17 protein-coding genes are annotated in these 16,703 nt (G+C 65.2%); 7 read left to right on the forward strand and 10 right to left on the reverse strand.

The window, feature by feature from the left end; genetic code table 11:
• The first annotated feature begins 83 nt into the window (after positions 1-83).
• A complete protein-coding gene (locus C936_RS0109845) occupies positions 84-761 on the forward strand; it encodes a hypothetical protein (RefSeq protein ID WP_018174197.1) in 678 nt (225 codons plus the stop codon).
• Here the strand turns inward: C936_RS0109845 and C936_RS0109850 are convergent.
• Positions 703-1,080 carry an MliC family protein gene (locus C936_RS0109850; RefSeq protein WP_018139298.1) on the reverse strand — a complete coding sequence of 126 codons (378 nt, stop codon included), beginning with the start codon at positions 1,078-1,080 and terminating at the stop codon, positions 703-705. The genes C936_RS0109845 and C936_RS0109850 overlap by 59 nt on opposite strands.
• 130 nt (positions 1,081-1,210) lie before the next feature.
• Between C936_RS0109850 and C936_RS0109855 the strand changes: the two genes are divergently transcribed.
• From C936_RS0109855 to C936_RS0109865, 3 genes are all read left to right on the forward strand, one after another.
• The gene (locus C936_RS0109855) at positions 1,211-1,834 is read left to right on the forward strand and encodes a hypothetical protein (RefSeq protein WP_018139299.1); all 624 of its coding nucleotides are present in this window, start codon (positions 1,211-1,213) and stop codon (positions 1,832-1,834) included.
• Between the two features lie 72 nt (positions 1,835-1,906).
• Positions 1,907-3,442 carry an L-lactate permease gene (locus C936_RS0109860; RefSeq protein ID WP_018139300.1) on the forward strand — a complete coding sequence of 512 codons (1,536 nt, stop codon included), beginning with the start codon at positions 1,907-1,909 and terminating at the stop codon, positions 3,440-3,442.
• A 244-nt stretch (positions 3,443-3,686) separates the two neighbouring features.
• Positions 3,687-3,899, forward strand: coding sequence for a CsbD family protein (locus C936_RS0109865; RefSeq protein ID WP_018139301.1), 213 nt, complete (start codon positions 3,687-3,689; stop codon positions 3,897-3,899).
• 46 nt (positions 3,900-3,945) lie between these two features.
• Here C936_RS0109865 and C936_RS0109870 read toward each other — a convergent pair whose 3' ends face one another.
• Together C936_RS0109870 and C936_RS0109875 are read right to left on the reverse strand one after the other, a co-directional pair.
• Positions 3,946-4,683: a Crp/Fnr family transcriptional regulator gene (locus tag C936_RS0109870; RefSeq protein WP_018139302.1), complete on the reverse strand. Its 738-nt coding sequence runs from the start codon at positions 4,681-4,683 to the stop codon at positions 3,946-3,948.
• 247 nt (positions 4,684-4,930) lie between these two features.
• The gene (locus C936_RS0109875) at positions 4,931-5,377 is read right to left on the reverse strand and encodes a PRC-barrel domain-containing protein (protein WP_018649463.1); all 447 of its coding nucleotides are present in this window, start codon (positions 5,375-5,377) and stop codon (positions 4,931-4,933) included.
• A 518-nt stretch (positions 5,378-5,895) separates the two neighbouring features.
• On the opposite strand from C936_RS0109875, the gene C936_RS0109880 reads away from it, so the two are divergent.
• Positions 5,896-6,693, forward strand: coding sequence for a GGDEF domain-containing protein (locus C936_RS0109880; RefSeq protein ID WP_018174201.1), 798 nt, complete (start codon positions 5,896-5,898; stop codon positions 6,691-6,693).
• Position 6,694: 1 nt separating this feature from the next.
• Here C936_RS0109880 and C936_RS0109885 read toward each other — a convergent pair whose 3' ends face one another.
• The 5 genes from C936_RS0109885 to C936_RS0109905 form a co-directional block, all read right to left on the reverse strand.
• A complete protein-coding gene (locus C936_RS0109885; RefSeq protein WP_018649464.1) occupies positions 6,695-7,396 on the reverse strand; it encodes an OmpA family protein in 702 nt (233 codons plus the stop codon).
• Positions 7,393-8,961 carry an EAL domain-containing protein gene (locus C936_RS0109890; protein ID WP_018139306.1) on the reverse strand — a complete coding sequence of 523 codons (1,569 nt, stop codon included), beginning with the start codon at positions 8,959-8,961 and terminating at the stop codon, positions 7,393-7,395. Before C936_RS0109890 ends, C936_RS0109885 begins: the two co-directional genes overlap by 4 nt.
• Positions 8,962-9,273: 312 nt before the next feature.
• Positions 9,274-9,687, reverse strand: a complete 414-nt coding sequence (locus C936_RS0109895; RefSeq protein ID WP_018139307.1) for a hypothetical protein — start codon at positions 9,685-9,687, stop codon at positions 9,274-9,276.
• Positions 9,688-9,890: 203 nt separating this feature from the next.
• On the reverse strand, positions 9,891-10,874 hold the full coding sequence (locus C936_RS0109900; protein ID WP_018862896.1) for a pentapeptide repeat-containing protein: 984 nt from the start codon (positions 10,872-10,874) through the stop codon (positions 9,891-9,893).
• Positions 10,871-11,866, reverse strand: coding sequence for a patatin-like phospholipase family protein (locus tag C936_RS0109905; protein ID WP_018649468.1), 996 nt, complete (start codon positions 11,864-11,866; stop codon positions 10,871-10,873). The genes C936_RS0109900 and C936_RS0109905 overlap by 4 nt, the downstream gene beginning before the upstream one ends.
• 97 nt (positions 11,867-11,963) lie before the next feature.
• On the opposite strand from C936_RS0109905, the gene C936_RS0109910 reads away from it, so the two are divergent.
• Positions 11,964-12,902, forward strand: a complete 939-nt coding sequence (locus tag C936_RS0109910) for a DUF523 and DUF1722 domain-containing protein (RefSeq protein WP_018862897.1) — start codon at positions 11,964-11,966, stop codon at positions 12,900-12,902.
• Positions 12,895-14,376, forward strand: a complete 1,482-nt coding sequence (thiI, locus tag C936_RS0109915) for a tRNA uracil 4-sulfurtransferase ThiI (RefSeq protein WP_018139311.1) — start codon at positions 12,895-12,897, stop codon at positions 14,374-14,376. Before C936_RS0109910 ends, thiI begins: the two co-directional genes overlap by 8 nt.
• Positions 14,377-14,385: 9 nt before the next feature.
• On the opposite strand, the gene C936_RS0109920 is transcribed toward thiI, so the two are convergent.
• Positions 14,386-15,393, reverse strand: a complete 1,008-nt coding sequence (locus tag C936_RS0109920) for an MDR family oxidoreductase (protein WP_018649469.1) — start codon at positions 15,391-15,393, stop codon at positions 14,386-14,388.
• Between the two features lie 40 nt (positions 15,394-15,433).
• Positions 15,434-16,693: a GspE/PulE family protein gene (locus C936_RS0109925; RefSeq protein WP_018649470.1), complete on the reverse strand. Its 1,260-nt coding sequence runs from the start codon at positions 16,691-16,693 to the stop codon at positions 15,434-15,436.
• Positions 16,694-16,703 lie beyond the last annotated feature (10 nt).

The following is a 16,703-nucleotide window of genomic DNA, read 5'->3' on the forward strand; positions in this document are numbered from 1 at the left end:
GCAAGGCCACGAAACGATGTACGGCGTGCACATCGGCGCGTGTTTGCTTAGGCTGCGCCGATTGGACTGGATTGGAGAGGGGCATGGCCGATACGCAACCCGAGCGCAGGCAGTCGCTGTTCTGGCGCGCGCTGATCGCGATCCTGCTCGGGGTCGGGCTGGGGATCGTCTGGCTTTATGTCACCGCCCTGCTGGGGCTCGGCGGCGGGATCGACTTTATGCCCGTACCGCTGGCCCGGACCTTCGAGTGGGGTACGCCGCTTTTGCTGGTCGGTGGTGCTGTCGGTTATGTGCTGGGCTGGCGGCGGGTGGCGGCTACGCTGTTCGGGCTGGCGGGGATGCTGTTGCTGGCGGCCCTGGCCTTCGAGGGTGCTCGCGTGATCCTGCAGGACCCCGAGGCGCGCAGCTACGAGCACCAGATGGCACAAACGGCCAGGGAAGGTGCACTGCAGATCGCCGAGTGCGATAACGGCGAGACGTTACTGGTGCGCGAGGACCGGGTGACCTCGGAGGGGATCGCGGTACTGCAGATCCAGCGCATCCATGCCGATGGGCGCCTGGATCCGGAGCTTCTGGCGACCACGGGCGTGGGTTACACGCCGAGCATTGGCGAGGGCATGCGACCGTATCTGGAAGGCTCGGTCGAATGCGGTCTGGAAGGCTTTTCCAGTGCTGGCGAGGCGCTTGGCCGGCTGGAGGCGTTTATTCAGGAACACCCGCCGCGGCACTCCAGTGCCGTGGCGCCGGTGGAGCCGGAGTAGCTGCATCGGCATTGGGCTGGCGAATGCGGCAGGTCCAGTAGATGCCGTGGAATTCGAGCATGGCGGCTTCGCCCTTGGTCCAGAAGACGATCTGCTCGCCGGGGTTGGCGTAGCGTGCCCCGGAGGCGACCTCGGTCGCCTGTAATACGGCCTTGGAACGGCCAAAGCGCAGCTTGGCCTCATTGTCGCTGAAGCTCGCCATCAGGTTCGGGCCACGATCGCAGCTGTAGGGCACATCGCGTGCCTGTTCGGCGGTCGGGGGCAGGGTGCCGCAGGCGGCGAGTACCAGCGTGGCGCTGATGGCAATCCAGGTTCTCACGCGCCGGTTCTCCCGCGGGTCGAATGGACTTTTCATCATACGCGTAACGGGCTGTCGCACGTGAAGGAACACTGTGACTCCGGGTTCGAACCGTTATAGTGAGAGCCCGGCCCCGTCAGGCGATTACGCTTTGTTTCCTCGCTGGTTTCTGGTTGCCTACCTGCTGTTTGTCTGCGTCCTGGTACCGGTCTATGCGGTCCAGTATGGCTGGCTCAATTTCCTCTGGCTGTCCAATCTCGCGCTGATCGCCGGGTGCGCGGCGGCGTGGCTGGAGAGCCGGCGCCTGGCGAGCATGCTGGCGGTGGGCGTGGTCCTGCTCGAGATGGGGTGGGTGATCGATTTCTTGCTGGGGCTTGTGCTGCTGGGGAACCCGCCCTTCGGCTTTGTCGCCTACATGTTCGATCCGGAGGTTCCGCTCTACCTGCGGCTGTTCTCCCTGTACCACCTGCCGCTTCCGTTGGTGCTGTTGTGGATGGTCTGGCGCCTGGGATACGACCCGGTGGCGGGGCGTTTGTGGATCCTGGTGGGCTGGGCCGTCTTGCTGGTGTCGTACCTGCTGTCGACGCCCGAGGCGAACGTCAACTGGGTGCTGGGCCCCTGGGCGCGGCCGCAGGATCTGGTGCATCCCTATGTGTGGCTGGCGGTCTTGATGGCCGGCTGCGCCCTGGTCTGGTGGTTGAGCCATCGCATGCTTTGGTGGGGCATGGGTCGCTTTGGGCGTGTTCATCCGGATCAGGAGGATACGCGCGATTGATCTGACGCAGTGGGCCTCTGCGCGGGACAGGCGATACTCTCCCGATAACGTTTTCTCGAGGATGTCGCACGCATGACGCTTTTCTGGGTGGCCCTGGTGCCGTTTGTGGTGCTGTTTGTCTGGCTGGTCCCGTTGCGCAGGCCGGCCTACGAGGCCGCGCCACTGGCCTATCTGGCGACACTGGTTATTGCCCTGTGGGTCTGGCAGATGCCGGGGGCCGTGCTGGGCGCGAGCCTGCTGGATGCGGGCGTGGTGTTTGTCGAGGTCATGCTGATTGTGGCCGTCGCGCTGCTGGTGCTGAACGTGATGATCGCAACCGGCCACATGGATGCGATCCAGTCGGTGATCGCCAGCGTGTCGCGCGATCCGCGCGTTCTGGCGATGTTGCTGGGGTGGGGCCTGGTCGGATTCGTGGAGGGTATCGCCGGATTCGGGACCCCGGCCGTGCTGGCGGCACCACTGCTCGTCTATTTCGGCATGAAGCCGCTGAAGGCCGTGGCGATCGCGCTGATCGGCAACAGTACCGCGGTGCCGTTTGGCGCGGCGGGTACGCCGGTGGTGATCGGCTTCGCGGGGCTGGGACTGGACGATGCGGTGGTGCAGGAGGCGGTGGTGCGCACGGCGTTCATCCTCGCGCTGCTGGCCGTGTTCATCACCATTTTCATGACCTGGGTTGCCACGCTGGGGGACGAGAAGGGGCGTTTTCGCGAGTTTGTGCCATTCGCGGTGCTCTCCGCGCTCGCGTTCGGTATTCCGTACGCCCTGGTCGCCTGGCTGATCGGGCCGGAGTTGCCCTCGATTGTCGGTGGCGTCGTCGCGATGGTCGTCATCTCACTGGCCGCGCACAAAGGTTTTCTGCTGCCATCGAGCCCGCAACACACCGAGACCGAACCCGCCCCGATCAAGCGGGTACTCGTGGCGTTTGTGCCGTTCGCCGTGATGTCGGTGGCCTTGATTGCCTCGCGCACGGTGATGCCGCTGCGCGAGGCCCTGCAATCGGTGCGCTGGTCCCTGGGCGAGTTTCAGGGGGTGGAACTGGGGCAGAGCCTGGCCCCGCTGTACACGCCGTATTTCTACTTTGCCCTGGCGCTGCTGACTGCACTGATCCTTTTTCGCGTGGGGCGCGCCACGCTGGGCGAGGCCGTGGTGGCTACTGGACGCAAGCTGCGGGTAGCCGCGATCGTGCTGATCTTCATCATCGCGCTCACCCAGATCCTGCTGATGTCCGAGCTCAACGCGGCGGGGCTCCCCTCGATGCCGCAGGTACTGGGGCAGGGCCTGGCCGGGTGGTTGGGGGGCACGTTCGTGCTGTTCAGCGGATTTCTGGGGGCGCTGGGGTCGTTCATGACCGGAAGTGCCACGGTCTCCAATCTGCTCTTTGCCCGCCTGCAGGCCGACACCGCGGAAGCAGTGGCATTGTCGCTGCCGTCGATTCTCGCCTTGCAGCTGATCGGCTCAGGCGTGGGCAACATGATCTCGTTGCACAACATCGCAATGGCGGCCGCGGCCTGCGGCCTCCAGGCGCGCGAAGGGCAGGTGGTACGGGAGACGATTGTTCCCGTGGTGGTGGTCTGTCTCGGGGCCGGCTTGCTGGCGCTCGTCTGGTGAAGCTCCGGCCCCCTGGGAAACCGAGAAAGCTCAGGGTCACCAGCACGATTACGACAAAGCCGACGAGCCAGATGATGTGGGTCATCATGAGTAGATGGCCTGACTGGCTGGGTGGGCACACCAGTGAGTCACACGCGGGGGTGGAACGTCTGTGCGTCGCCGAACAGACGCCAGCCAGGTGGTCTGCTTACGCTCGGGTGTTGATTGGCAATGTCGCCGATCAGCGACTGGAGGAGGACGGGGAATGAACTGGGACATCGTTAAAGGAAACTGGAAGCAGTTCAAGGGGAAGGTCAAGGCGCGCTGGGGGAAGCTGACGGACGACGAACTCGACGCCGTGGCTGGCAAGCGGGAAGAGTTGGCAGGCCGCATTCAGGAACGCTATGGCGTGACGAAGGACGAAGCGGAGCAGCAGCTGGCAGAGTTCGAGAAGAAGATCGACCGGGACGAACACTGAGCGAAGCGGCCCGCTGGCGACGCCCCGGGACTGATGCGTTCCGGGACTAGTACTGTGGCGTCGTCGGTTCATCGAGGAGGCGGGCGTATTCTCGAGATACGACCCCGTAGCACTCGCAGCTGTGCTGCTCGAGCCCCGGACGGTCGAGAATGACCAGGCGACCTCGGTGGTAGGTGATCAAGCCCGACTTTTGTAACCGCCCGGCGGCCTCGGTGACGCCTTCTCGGCGAACCCCCAGCATGCTCGCGATGAGTTCATGGGTCATTTTGAGTTCGCGATGTGGTGAGCGATCGTCGCTCAGCAACAGCCAGCGGCAGAGCTGCTGCTCCACCGAGTGGTGTCGATTGCAGGCGGAGGTCTGTGCGATTTGCGTGAACAAGGCCTGCGTGTAGCGAAGCATCAGGCGTTGCAGTTCGCCTGTGCGCGAGAAGGCCTCGCTGATGATGGCGCTGCGGATTCGATAGGCGTGCCCGGCCATGCGTACCGAGGCCCGGGTGGGGGTCGTGTAGCCGCCCATCAACAGCGAGATCCCGACCAGTCCCTCCCGTCCGGCCACCGCGATCTCGCCACACTTGCCGTCTTCCATTACACACATCAAGGCGATGATGGCTTCGGTGGGGAAGTAGACGTAGTGGGTCTCCGACGGGCCCTCGTAAAGGCTGGTGCCGAGTGGCAACAGGACCGGATTCAGGTGTGGCTGGAGATGCTTGTATTCACTGTCCGGCAGGGCCGCGAGCAGTCCATTGTCGAGGGGCGTTCGCCCGGTCGGTCGGGTTAAGGGCACCGGTGCGTCCGTTTGTTGGTCGGGAGCGTTCGACGGTCGGAAAGATTCGGATAATTAATAGTTTAAGGATAGTCCTTCGCGGTGGGCTAAACCCCGTATCCCCGACTGAAATCTTCCAGACTGGCGGACCATTTTCGCGTTAAGGCAGTTGGCGTAGCGACGCCCAACGTTCTGCACTGGCCAGGCCGGCGTAGCGGAAGACCGAGCCCGAGGGAAGAGCAATCCCTCGGGCCGGGTAGTGCGAGCCCTAGTCGCGTTCGTACTCGGGCGCTTCCTTCAGGGTGTCTTCATCCATATCGATGTACAGCTTGACCTCGTCGCCTTCGGTCGTGCGGTCGATCCGGTCCCAGGCGATTGCGATCTCCTTTTCGCCCATACCCAGGACACCGCCGGTGCCGACTACGACGGCGATGATCCGACCGTCCTGATCGATGACGAGGTCATTGATCTCGCCGACTTCCTCGTCGTCAGTCCGGCTGTGGACCTTCTTGTCCATCAGATCGGAGGCATGCAGTCCCTGCGCCGGCATACGGTCGATATGGGGGGCATCATGGCGCTCGTCGGCATCACGCTCTTCCATTGCGTTGCGGTCATTGCCGTTCAGTTCGTGTTCGCCCGCCATGGCGGTGCTCATGCCAAAGGCGAGAACGGGGATCATCGCGGCGGCGAGTTTGAGTGAGGTGAGTTTCTTCATGATTCCGCTCCTTGAAGGGGTCGGCGTTAACGCCGGCGGTCAGTGTCAAGCTCATCGTTCGGGCACTCGACCCGCACGATGTATACGCGTCCCCGATCATGTGGCTGGCTGCAATGTCGGTCTGTACGGCGGCCCACAAATCGAGGCAATAACGGCCAGGAGTGCGATGAACGCTGGTTTTTCGCCGGGATGATTCGTGACTGGCCCGACCAAACGCGGTGTGACCCGCAGGTTGTTTCGCCGACGGGGTGCTAGGCTCAGCAGAAGGGCCGGCACGCAAGCGCCAGTCGATCCGAGGGATGCCGATGACGCTCGTCCAGAACCGTGGCTTTCGCAGCCAAGGCTTGCGGCTTGGCTTCGGGGGGCTGTTGTGGCTGTTCCTCTCCGTCCCCGTCTGCGCCAGCCCGCCGCCTTCGTCTCACGCCGGGGTCTTGCTGCAGGACAGTGATATCCAGGCTCGCCAGGTCCCCTGGCGGTTATCGGGGTCCGGTGGACCGGAGGAACGGTGGGGCAGGGAATTGTTTCCGGCCCAGGCGGCCCGGAATTCGTCGGACCGGGCGGATGATCAGAGCGCCAGCCGCGGTGGGGTCAACCGGGACAGACCGAACCTGCCGCGCCGGCAGGCGGTACGCGTCGCAGTCGACCACGCATGGTGGTACCGGATTGCGCTGATCGCAGGCGCTACCTTGCTCCTGGTTAGCCTGCTCCTGCTGCATTACGTGCGGGTCAGTCGCCGTTTGCGTCAGGAGGCCGCTCTGCGCAAGGAGGTCGAGACAACACTGCGCCAGCAGCAGGAGGAATTGGTGCGTCTGGCCAATACGGACGCCTTGACCGGGGTTTGGAACCGCCAGAAGTTCAAGACCGAGGCGGAACACGAGGTGGCTCGTGCGGAGCGTTACAACCTGCCGCTTTCGTTGATTTTTCTCGATCTCGACTACTTCAAGGAGGTCAACGATCGCTACGGTCACGCGATGGGGGATGCCATCCTGCGGGAGATGTGCCAGCGGTTGCAGGCGTGCCTGCGCGACTCGGACCGTCTCGGCCGGTGGGGCGGCGAGGAGTTCCTGATCCTCGTGCCGCACGCCGACTCGGACCGTGCAGCGTTGCTGGCGGAAAAACTCCGCCAGGCCATTGCGGACCCACCGGCGGCCCATGGCCAGCCGATGTCGATCAGCCTGGGGGTGGTGTCTCGCGAACCCGGAGATTCCCTGGAAGATCTCGTGCGCAAGGCCGATGCGGCGCTCTATCGCGCCAAGGCGCGTGGCCGAAATCGTGTCGAGGTCCACCGCGCGGAGGGCCCCCCAGACGCTTTGTGAGTCAGGTGGCCGTTAGTGGCTCCACGCGTAGCTCCACGCGGCGGTTCAGGGCGCGCCCATGTGACGTTTCATTCTCGGCGATGGGGCGGTCCGGTCCGTAGCCGATCGCAATGATGCGCGCCTCTCCGACGCCATTGTCGTGCAGGTGACGACCGACCGACAGGGCCCGTTGTTCCGACAGGTGCTGGTTGTAACCGCGTGCGCCCGCAGAGTCGGTATGTCCGGCGATCGTCACCAGGCTGGCGTCGTACTCCTCGAGCACCTGCCCCAGGGCATCGAGGGTGGGTATCATGTCCGGGTGAATCTCCGCGCTGTTGGTCTCGAAGGCCTTGGCGCCCGGAAATATCAGGGTGATGATTCGCCCCTCGCGTTCCATTTGCACATCGTATCCCGCCAGCTCCTGGCGCAACCGTGCGGTCAGCACGTCCATATAGAAGCCCACCCGATCCAGGGCGACGGATTCGTGCCCCTCGTCCAGCAGGTGCTGACGACGTGCGTTGACGGCGTCGTCATCGCGCGCCAGATAAACCGCGTTCCGGCTCGTCCCGTAAGCATCGTCCTCATGGGGGGTATCCCGGGCTTGTTCGCCGTTGGCGGCTGCATCTGGTGAACGTTCTCCCTGAGTGGGCATGGCGTTACACCCGGTCAACAACAGTGCCGCGACGATGGCGGCAAGTGTGTTGTGGCGAATAATGGCGTTCACTTCGAGTCCCCGGCTTGTTGGCACCAATCACGGAATGCGCGCGCCGAGAGGGGGCGGCTGAAGCGATAGCCTTGCCCGAATCCGACCCCTTGCTGGCGCAGCCACTCGACCTGATGCCCGGACTCGATGCCTTCGGCGACGATGTTCAGCTTCAGCGAGCGTGCCATCACGATGATATGGCTAATGATGTTGCTGGTCACTGCTTCGTGGCCAATGGCATCGGCAAATGTTTTGTCAATCTTGAGGGTGTCCAGTTCGAAGCTCTCGAGATAGGCCAGGCTGGAGTAGCCGGTGCCAAAATCGTCAATCGCGATGCGATGGCCGCGCGCGCGCAAATCCTGGATTCTCCTGCGAACGTCATCCGTGTTGAGCAGCGAGCGCTCGGTGATCTCGAGCTTGATTGCGTGGGCCGGAACCTTGGCCTGTTCAAGCTCGCGCTGGAGGGCTTCGCTAAAGCGGGTGGAGGCCAGATCCTGTCCGGTGATGTTCAGGTTGATCGGGCAATCCGGCCGGTCGCGGAGCTGTGGCCCCAGCTCGTGGAGGACACAGCGCAGGATCGCGAGGGTCAAGTCGGTCCCCTGTTCGGTATCTTCGGCCAGAGGCACGAAGACATCCGGGCCAATAGTTTCCCGGTTATCGCGCCGCCAACGCGCCAGGGCCTCGGCACCCTGACAGCTGCCTGTTTCCAGGTCGACGATGGGCTGGAACACCACCTGCAGCTGGTCATGCGCAATCGCCTCGCGCAGCTCCTGAGCCAGGCTGAGCTGGTGGCGGAAGTACCGCAGGATCAGAAACAGCCACAAACCAACGAGTAACAGGCCAAAGGCCCCGGCCCCGGCCAGCGTGGGGAGGTAGCGCTGCCAGAATTGCGCCATCGGCTGCACGGCGATGATGTCGATCGGCAGGATAGTATCGAGCGACGAGCGGCTGACCAGCCGTTGTTCGGCGTGATCCACCGTGAGCCCGGGTTCGAATAACTCGGGATCCGGGACATCGGCCCCCGGGGGATGGGTGATCATGGGCATGGATTCGACCCAGAGCCCGACTTCCTGGTCCTCCAGCAGGCCTGGGTTTACCAGCAGGCGCGGGTCGATGGCCACGTCGTGCTGGCCATAGCGCATCAGGAAGAGCTCTACGCCGCCGATCGCCGTCGTGGGGCCGGGCCACCAGGCCACCAGTCCGCTGTCGTAGATGCGGCTGGCCTGGGGGGGAGTGAGGGCATCGCCCTGGACAAAACCGGCGCCGCATTCGCGTTCCACTGCCCGCCAGTAACCGACGGCGCGAATATGCGGCCGCGAAATCGCGGCTTCCTGCAACTGGTTCAGGTGCTGCGGCGAGCAGGGGGTCACATCGAGGGCATTGAGCTCGTCGAGCAGGTCGCGCGCGTCGAGGATCGCCTGCTCGGTTTGCTGGCCGAGCTTTTGTGCGAGTTCGTCCAGACGCTGTTCCTCCGCGACCACGGACCCTTGCCAGAGATACCAGCCCAGGAGAAACAGCGGCAGCAGGAGCCCCAGGACGGTTACGCCAAAGACGGCAAACAGCAGCTTGTCGCGCCGTGTAGCCATGGCGTTCCATCCTCCGTAAGTCCCGAATAGACGGGATTTCAAGAGTGTAGCATGGGGTTATTGGGATCCTGCCGCATCCGGGAGGACGGTGAGAAGGATGGCCACACCGTGAGGAATCACGATGAACGAAAAGGTCACTGTGAGGGAAAAATCAGGGTCATCACTGAGCCAGCACGAAGGGGTGTCGGTGGCCTGCGACTGTTGCTCCTGCGAGGCGGAGCCCTATTGGTGGGAGGTTGCCGCGGAAATGGGGATCGATCCGCAGTCGGACAAGCCGGACCGGGCGGCAAGTGCCGCCCGGCCGGGAGGTGATTACTCGACCTCGACGGAGCCTTCGGCCCCACCTTCGGCGCCGGCTTCGGCACCGCCGTCGTCGCCTTCGGCTTCACCGCCAGCACCGGCCCCGGCACCTGCATCGGCGCCCATGCCGCCACGGGCATCGTCGTCCTGACGGACGTCACCGCTGGCGCCGGCATCGCCGCTCGCGCCAGCACCACCCTCGGCACCCGGGGCCTGGCCTTCGGCCGCCGCACCGCCGGCGGTCCCGCCACTGGCTTCGCCGCCCATTTCGGAGCCGCCGGCGGCTCCACCGCTGGCTTCGGCACCGGTCTCGGCAGCACCTTCGGCTGCCGCACCCAGGTTTTGCGCCTGCGCGGTGGCGAGTCCACCCAGCGCGAACATCGAGGCGAGGGCAAAGGCAATTGCAGTCTTGCGATAGCTATACATCAGTACAACCTCCTGTTTCGGATTGAGGAACGGTCATTCCGTGCCTCGCGACCGACCGATCGGCCATCGGCTCGTGTCGGTCTGCGTGTACAGGTCTAGCTCCCCCGGGCAGGGGGACGAAAGGGAATGGACGGGAAGGTGCGAACGCCTTCACTGCGCCGAGGGGAGGAATCGAACCTCGGTCAAACTATTTCCCGGTATGGTCAGTCGGTCGCGCTGGATTCGCAATGGCCAACGGAGCCTGCCGCACAGATGCGCCCATCGATCCAGATGGCGCGGTCCAGCCGAGCCCCTTCCAGCCGGGCGTCGGTCAGATCGGCGCCGGAAAGGTCGGCGTGGCGCAGATCCGCATCTTCCAGGCGGGTGCTCCGGAGTCGAGCGCTCCGCAGGTCGGCACCAGTTAATTGGGCGCGTGAGAGATCGGCCCCGTCCAGGCGGGCTCGGTCGAGGTTTGCGTAGCGCAAATCGGCATCCGCGAGTTGCGCGCGCTCCAGCCGTGCGGCGCTCAGGCGGGTGTCATACAGGCTGGCACCGGCCAGGTCAGCTCCGCGCAGCGCAGCCCCGGACTTGTTGCAGTAGTTCCAGTTCACCGAGGGTCCGGGTGGCGCATCGCAATCCGGTGCCGGCGTGATTTCCTGTTGCTGTGCGAACCAGACCAGCAGGCCCGTGGCAAGGAAAAGCGCAACGCCAGACAGGATCCAGGGGCGCGGACCCTGTACCCATTGGCGCCAGGGAAATGGCGTACGGTCGAGCAGGGCGGCCCATAGCTGGCGATGGTTCAACGTCTCCAGGTTCTCGGGACAGCGGCGGTCGCCCTTGCGCTGGTCGCGGTAGAACGAATCCGAGGCATGCGAACGACGTTCCCGCAGGCGTTCGTCCTCGCGCAGCCGGGCGCGCTCGAGGCGTTCCTTGCCACCGGGGGTGTTGGCCAGACGCACTTCCTCGGGAATCAGGTGGGGCCGTTCGGCGATCCGTACCCAGAATTCCCGGTCCTGACTGATCTCGTCCTGTTCGGTCAGGCGCCCAAGGATGAGGAACCGGCCGATCTGGCGAGCCGGGTAGGGCCCGCAGACGCCATCCGGGCGGCGCAGAAACCAGCGCTCGTGGCGCACGGCCTCGGACGAGGAGGGGGGCGGGTCCGTCGCCTCGTGGGTTGTTTCCGATGGATCGGAAGGCTGCGTGGTCACTGGCGGGTCCCCTGATCACGCGTGACGGCGTCGCCGGGTCGCCAGTCCTTCAGGTGCTGGCGCAGCTCGGCGGCGCTTGGCTGGGCAGCCTCCAGGATCAGGTGAATGCGGTTGAAATGGAGCAGTTGCGCGCCACCGGTATCGGGTGCCAGATAAAGGTCCGGTTGTTCGCGCCGGATCATTTCGCGGATCAGCGATTTCTGCATGATGCTGAAGGTCTTGAACAGGAGGTCGGTCAGCCCGGGGAGTGGCTGGTTGGCGACGTTCCATGCGCCGGATACGTCGACCGCGATCACGATATCGACCTTGTCCCGGAGGAGGTCGTATGGCAATGGATTGGAGGCCCCGCCGTCGATCAGTAACCGGCCGTCGTCCGACGGTACGGGTGCGAACAGGCCGGGCACCGCCATGCTGCCCGCAATCGCCGGAAAGAGCTCACCTTCCTGGAGCGTGACCGTCTGGCTGGTCCAGTAGTCGGTCGCTACCACCGTCAGCGGGATGCGCAGTTCGTCGAAGCTGCGGGTCGGGGTGTGCGTTGCGAGAAAGCGCAGGAAGGTATCGGCGTCCAGCAGGGCGTTGCGGCCCAGGCGCAGGGGGATCAGTTCGAACAGCTCGAGATCGGATCGGGCCAGGCGCGAGAGGGCGTCCATCTCTGAACCGGCGAAGTCGTCAAAGATGTCGAGGATCTCCTCCGCGCTGAGGCCGGCGGCATACAGGCCGCCGATGATCGCGCCAATACTGGTCCCCGCGATATAGTCCGGCTGCAGGCCGAGCTCATCGAAGGCCTGCAGTATCGCGATGTGGGCCAGGCCACCCGCACCGCCGGAGCCCAGGGCCAGACCAATGGTGGGACGCGTATCGCTCGTTGGTTCCGCGTCGCCGGCGTTCGCCGGCATGGCCACCCACGTCAGCAGCAGCGTCAGGGCCAGCAGCAGGAGCGGGCCAGGACGCGTCTTCGAGATGCGACGCTGGAGGGGCTTGATCGCGAACACGCGGATGCTCCGGCAGATACTGTTCGCAGTATAGCGGTCGGTGTCGCATGGCGCGGCTTGCTACCCTGAATGTCCTGCACATCCACCCGCATGGCAGATGAATCCGCAACCAACCCCCAATCTCGGTGTGTCGCAGTGTTTGCTCGGCGAACCCGTTCGCTACGACGGTGGACATCGGCGGGAGGCCTTTGTGGTCGAACGGCTGGCACGCCATGTCACCTGGGTACCTGTCTGTCCGGAGGCGGTGCTGGGCACGCCGCGCGAGCCGATGCACCTGGTTCGTGAAGGCGGACGCCTGGCGCTGCGCGGGAACGAAACGGGTGGGGACTGCACAGGCCCCGTCCAGGACTTTGTTCAAGACCGTGTGCCAGTCCTCGCGGCGGCCGGACTGGATGGCTACATATTCAAGGCACGATCACCCAGTTGCGGGCTGCAGGTTCGGGTGGCGAACGAGGCCGAGCCTGCTGCGGGCCTGTTCGCCACCGCACTGACCGATGCGCTACCCGACCTGCCCGTCGTCGAGGAGGCCGGGCTGGCCGGTCCGGATGCTCGCGAGGCCTTTCTCGAGCGCATCTTTGCGCATGCGCGGGTTCGCGAGCTGTTTGCCGCGCGGTGGACCCTGGGAGACCTCATGCGTTTCCATACGCGCGAGAAGATGCTGCTGCTCGCCCATGACCGGGTCGGCTACGATCAGTTGGGGCGTTTTGTTGCACAAGCCGCTGGGCAGCCGCGGGACGAGGTCGCGCCGGGATACACGCGGCGGTTTATGGGGGTGCTGGCAAGACCCGTGTCGGTCGGCCAACATGTGAATGTGCTGCAGCATATGGCCGGGCACTTTCGCGATCGCCTGGACCCATCCCGTTCGACGGCCCTGCATGAAGCGATCGACGCCTGCCGCCGCGGCGAGTGTCCGCCACGGCATGTCTACGCGCGAATCCGTGCCCTGGCAGAAGAGCTGGATGTCCAGTGGGTGCGCGAGCAAAGCATCCTCAACCCGTTTCCCCAGGAACTCCTGACCGAAGACATTCATGACTGACGTCGCTGCAACCCCGATCATCGTTCGCCTGGCCCCGGAGATTCATCTGAAGTCGCCCAGCACCCGGCGCCATTTCACGCGGGTCCTGCGGCGGAACCTCAAGCGGGCTCTGATCGGCATCCCGCATGATCTGCGTACCCAGCAGGGCCGGCTGGTGCTCTATACACCGAAGCCCGAGGCGGGCCAGTCGATCCTGCGCAAGGCCTTCGGGGTCAGCACCTTTTCGCCGGTCGAGGCGGTGCTCAAAGAGGTCTCGGTGGAACGCCTTTGCGAGGTCGTGGGCGCCCGTTTCACGGAGGCGGTGCGCGGGCGCCGGTATGCCGTTCGCTGCAAGCGCCATGGCCGCAAGGATATCTCGGCGACCGAGGTCGAGCGCCGGGTGGGTGCGGTCCTGGATGGGCCCGGTCGCGTCGACCTGGACAACCCCGAGGTCGTCGTCCGGATCGATCTCGACCGCGAACAGGCCTGGATTTACTCCAGGCGCGAGCAGGGGGGTGGGGGATTGCCCCTGGGCGTGCAGGGGCGCGCCATGGTCCTGATCTCGGGCGGGTTCGATTCGGCAGTGGCGGCCTGGTACATCATGCGCCGCGGGACCGCCGTGGATTTCGTATTCTGCAACGTTGGTGGGTCCGTGCACGAGGAGATGGTGCTCGCGGTCTGTCGCCGTCTGGTCAGCGACTGGGGCGCGGGCATTCGCCCCAGGATGTTCAGTGTCGACTTTTCCGGCGTGGTCGACGACCTGCGCGCGAAGGTGCCCGGCGATGCCTGGCAGATCGTGCTGAAACGGCTGATGTATCGGGCCGCCGAGCCGATCGCGCGTGAGCGTGGCGCGGAGGCGCTGGTGACCGGCGAGGCGCTCAGTCAGGTCTCGTCTCAGACCCTGTCCAACCTGGAAACCATCGATGCGGTAACCGATCTGCCTGTATTGCGGCCACTGATCGGCTTCGACAAGACCGAGATCATGAACCGTGCGCGCGCGATCGGCACGTTCGAGGTGTGCGAGAAGGTCCCCGAGTTTTGCGCAATCGCGAATCAGCGGCCGATGGTGACCAGCAAGCGCGCACACATCGAAAGGCTGGAAGCCGCGCTCAGTGACGGCTGCCTGGACCGCGCCGTTGCCGAGGCCCGGATGCATGACCTGGGGGCGCCGGCCCCATCCGCGGATCGCACGAGCCCGCTTCTGGTCGAGCATATCCCCGCGGCGGCGGAGATCATCGATTGTCAGCCGCCCGATCTGTATCGGCACTGGCACCTGCCGGGCGCGGTGAATCACCCGGCCGATGAACTCGTGGCGTGCTTCGAGCAGTTCCCGCGCGACCGCGCGTACGTGCTCTACTGTTTTCGTGGTACGCAGTCCGCGGTACTGGCCGAGCGCATGCGTGCTGCGGGCTATGATGCGCGGGCCTTCGCGGGCGATGTGAGCAGGCTTCGCCGGCAGTGGGACAGGCAGCCCGTGACTGAGGTGGATGCCTGAGCGCTCTCGTCAGTGGTCTGTTGGAGTGACGAGGACACGCCCGCGGATCTGACCGGCCAGCAGCGCCTCCGCGCGCTCCGGGAGCTGTGACAGGCCGATCTCTTCCGCCAGGCACCGCTTGAGCGTCTCCGGCGAGAGGAGGCGGCCGATCCGTTGCCAGACCCGTTCGCGGTCGGTCGCGGGATATTGCACAGAATCGATGCCCTGCAGCCGAATGCCGCGCAGCAGGAACGGGATGACTGTGGTCGTCAGCCCCGCCCCGCCCGCGAGTCCGCAGGCGGCGACGACGCCGCGGGCCTGGGTCTCGGCGAGTGCATGGGCCAGGGTATCGCCACCCACGCTGTCGATCACGCCCGCCCAGCGTTCGGAAAGCAGCGGGCGGTCGGGCCGCTCGGCAAGCTCGCCTCGGGGCACGATCGACCGGGCGCCCAGGGTCTCCAGGTGCCTGGCGTTTTCCGGCCGGCCGGTGGCGGCCACAACGCGATAGCCCAGCGCGGCAAGGAGTGCGATCGCCAGATTGCCCACGCCGCCGGACGCGCCCGTGACCAGGATCTCTCCGGTCCCGGGGGTGATCTCGCCGTGTTCCAGGGCCTCGATCGCCAGCATGGCGGTAAACCCGGCCGTGCCCACGATCATCGCGCCACGCGCATCCAGCGTGTCCGGCATCGGGGTCAGCCAGTCCCCGTGGACCCGGGCGTATTCCGCGAAGCCGCCCCAGTAGCGTTCGCCGACGTGCCAGCCGGTCAGCAGGACGTGATCCCCGGGTCGGTAGCGGGCATCGCTGGATTCCGTCACGGTGCCCGCCAGGTCGATGCCCGGCACATGGGGATACTCCCGCACCAGGCGACCCAGTCCGTTGAGGATCATTGCGTCCTTGTAGTTCAGCCCCGAGTGTTCAACGGCGACCAGTACTTCCCCTGCCGGGAGGTCGGCCGGGTTCAGGGTGGATACCTCGGCGATCGGTCGAGGATCGCCCTCTTGCAGCAGCAATGCGTTGAATGTGTCGTTTGGGGCCATGGGGGGGAACGTAATCGAGGTTTGACGATGTGTGGTTGCGCTACGGGGAAAGCAGGCCGGCGCGGAACAACTCGTCGTAGGTCGTCAGTCCGCGTTCGGCCTTGTCCATGCCGTCATCAAGGAGCATGCGCTGGCCCTTGTCGGCCAGGCGCTGGCGCAGGCCCCTGTCGTCGTGGTGGTCGAGGATGGCCGCGCTGTCGGACTCGTCCAGGTGCCAGACCTCGAAGATGCCGATGCGGCCGTAGTAGCCCAGATTGTTGCAGACGGAACAGCCGCGCGCGGCCCAGACCGTCTCGGGGGTCTCGCGACCGCCGATGCCGAGCCACTTTTGCTCTCGGTCGTTCGGTGCCCGGTGCTCGTGGCAATGCGGGCAAAGACGTCGCACGAGCCGCTGTGCGATCACAAGCTCGAGTGTCGGCGCGATCTCGAAGTCTTCAAGGCCCATGTTGCGCAGGGAGGCGACGGTACCGACTGCATCACGACTGTGCAGGGTGGCCATCAGGGAACGCCCGCTGGTGGCGATGTTGATCGCGCCGCGGGCGGATGGCCCGTCGCGGACCTCGCCGACCAGTACGTAATCCGGGTCGAGTCGAAGCAGGGTCTGGGTGCCTTGCTCGAAGTCGAGTCCCTGGTCGGTATTGATCTGGATCTGGTTCACGCCCGGGATGGCGTACTCGACCGGGTCCTCGAGCGTGATGATCTGCTGCGATGTCTGGCCGATTTCGTGCAGCAGGGCGTACAGGGTCGTGGTCTTGCCGCTGCCGGTGGGGCCGGTCACCAGCAGTACGCCACCGGCTGTCTGCGTCCATTGGCGAATGGCCTCGACCTCCTGTTCCGGAAGACCCAGGTCGCTCAGGTCCTGGAAGGCATCGGGCTCGGCCAGGATGCGCACGGACAGCTTGTCGCCATTGACGCAGGGTACGGTTGTAACGCGCAGATCCAGGTGCCCTGTGTCCTCGCCGCGCCAGGCGAAGCTGCCTTCCGCGGAGTTCAGGGTGGGCATCGGGTCGAGACTGGCCAGCGTCTTGAGCTGATTGGACAGCAGTTCGCCGAGGCCGGACTCGAGTGTCGTGGCGTCGACCATCAGGCCATCGATGCGCAGCCGAATGCGGTAGCCGTGAGGTTCGGGGTCGAGATGGATGTCGGAGGCGCGTACGGCGACGGCGTCCTCGATCAGGGCATGGGCCTCGAGCCGGCCTTCTGCGTGCTCGTCCTCGTTGAGGTACTCGCGCAGGCCGGGGACCAGATGGGGGTTCAGTGCGCGCCCGTCACCGGGCGTTGGTCGGAGCGATTCCGGCATTCAGCCCCCG

Source organism: Thioalkalivibrio sp. ALJ4, from assembly GCF_000377225.1.
In the GTDB taxonomy this organism is placed as follows: Bacteria; Pseudomonadota; Gammaproteobacteria; order Ectothiorhodospirales; family Ectothiorhodospiraceae; genus Thioalkalivibrio.

Coding starts and splice junctions, on each gene's coding strand:
- C936_RS0109875 (WP_018649463.1), bottom strand. CDS start 5,377: ATGAAGAAACTCACCTCACTCAAACTCGCCGCCGCGATGATCCCCGTT.
- C936_RS0109860 (WP_018139300.1), top strand. CDS start 1,907: ATGACGCTTTTCTGGGTGGCCCTGGTGCCGTTTGTGGTGCTGTTTGTC.
- C936_RS0109895 (WP_018139307.1), bottom strand. CDS start 9,687: ATGTATAGCTATCGCAAGACTGCAATTGCCTTTGCCCTCGCCTCGATG.
- C936_RS0109890 (WP_018139306.1), bottom strand. CDS start 8,961: ATGGCTACACGGCGCGACAAGCTGCTGTTTGCCGTCTTTGGCGTAACC.
- C936_RS0109925 (WP_018649470.1), bottom strand. CDS start 16,693: ATGCCGGAATCGCTCCGACCAACGCCCGGTGACGGGCGCGCACTGAAC.
- C936_RS0109865 (WP_018139301.1), top strand. CDS start 3,687: ATGAACTGGGACATCGTTAAAGGAAACTGGAAGCAGTTCAAGGGGAAG.
- C936_RS0109920 (WP_018649469.1), bottom strand. CDS start 15,393: ATGGCCCCAAACGACACATTCAACGCATTGCTGCTGCAAGAGGGCGAT.
- C936_RS0109910 (WP_018862897.1), top strand. CDS start 11,964: ATGAATCCGCAACCAACCCCCAATCTCGGTGTGTCGCAGTGTTTGCTC.
- thiI (WP_018139311.1), top strand. CDS start 12,895: ATGACTGACGTCGCTGCAACCCCGATCATCGTTCGCCTGGCCCCGGAG.
- C936_RS0109845 (WP_018174197.1), top strand. CDS start 84: ATGGCCGATACGCAACCCGAGCGCAGGCAGTCGCTGTTCTGGCGCGCG.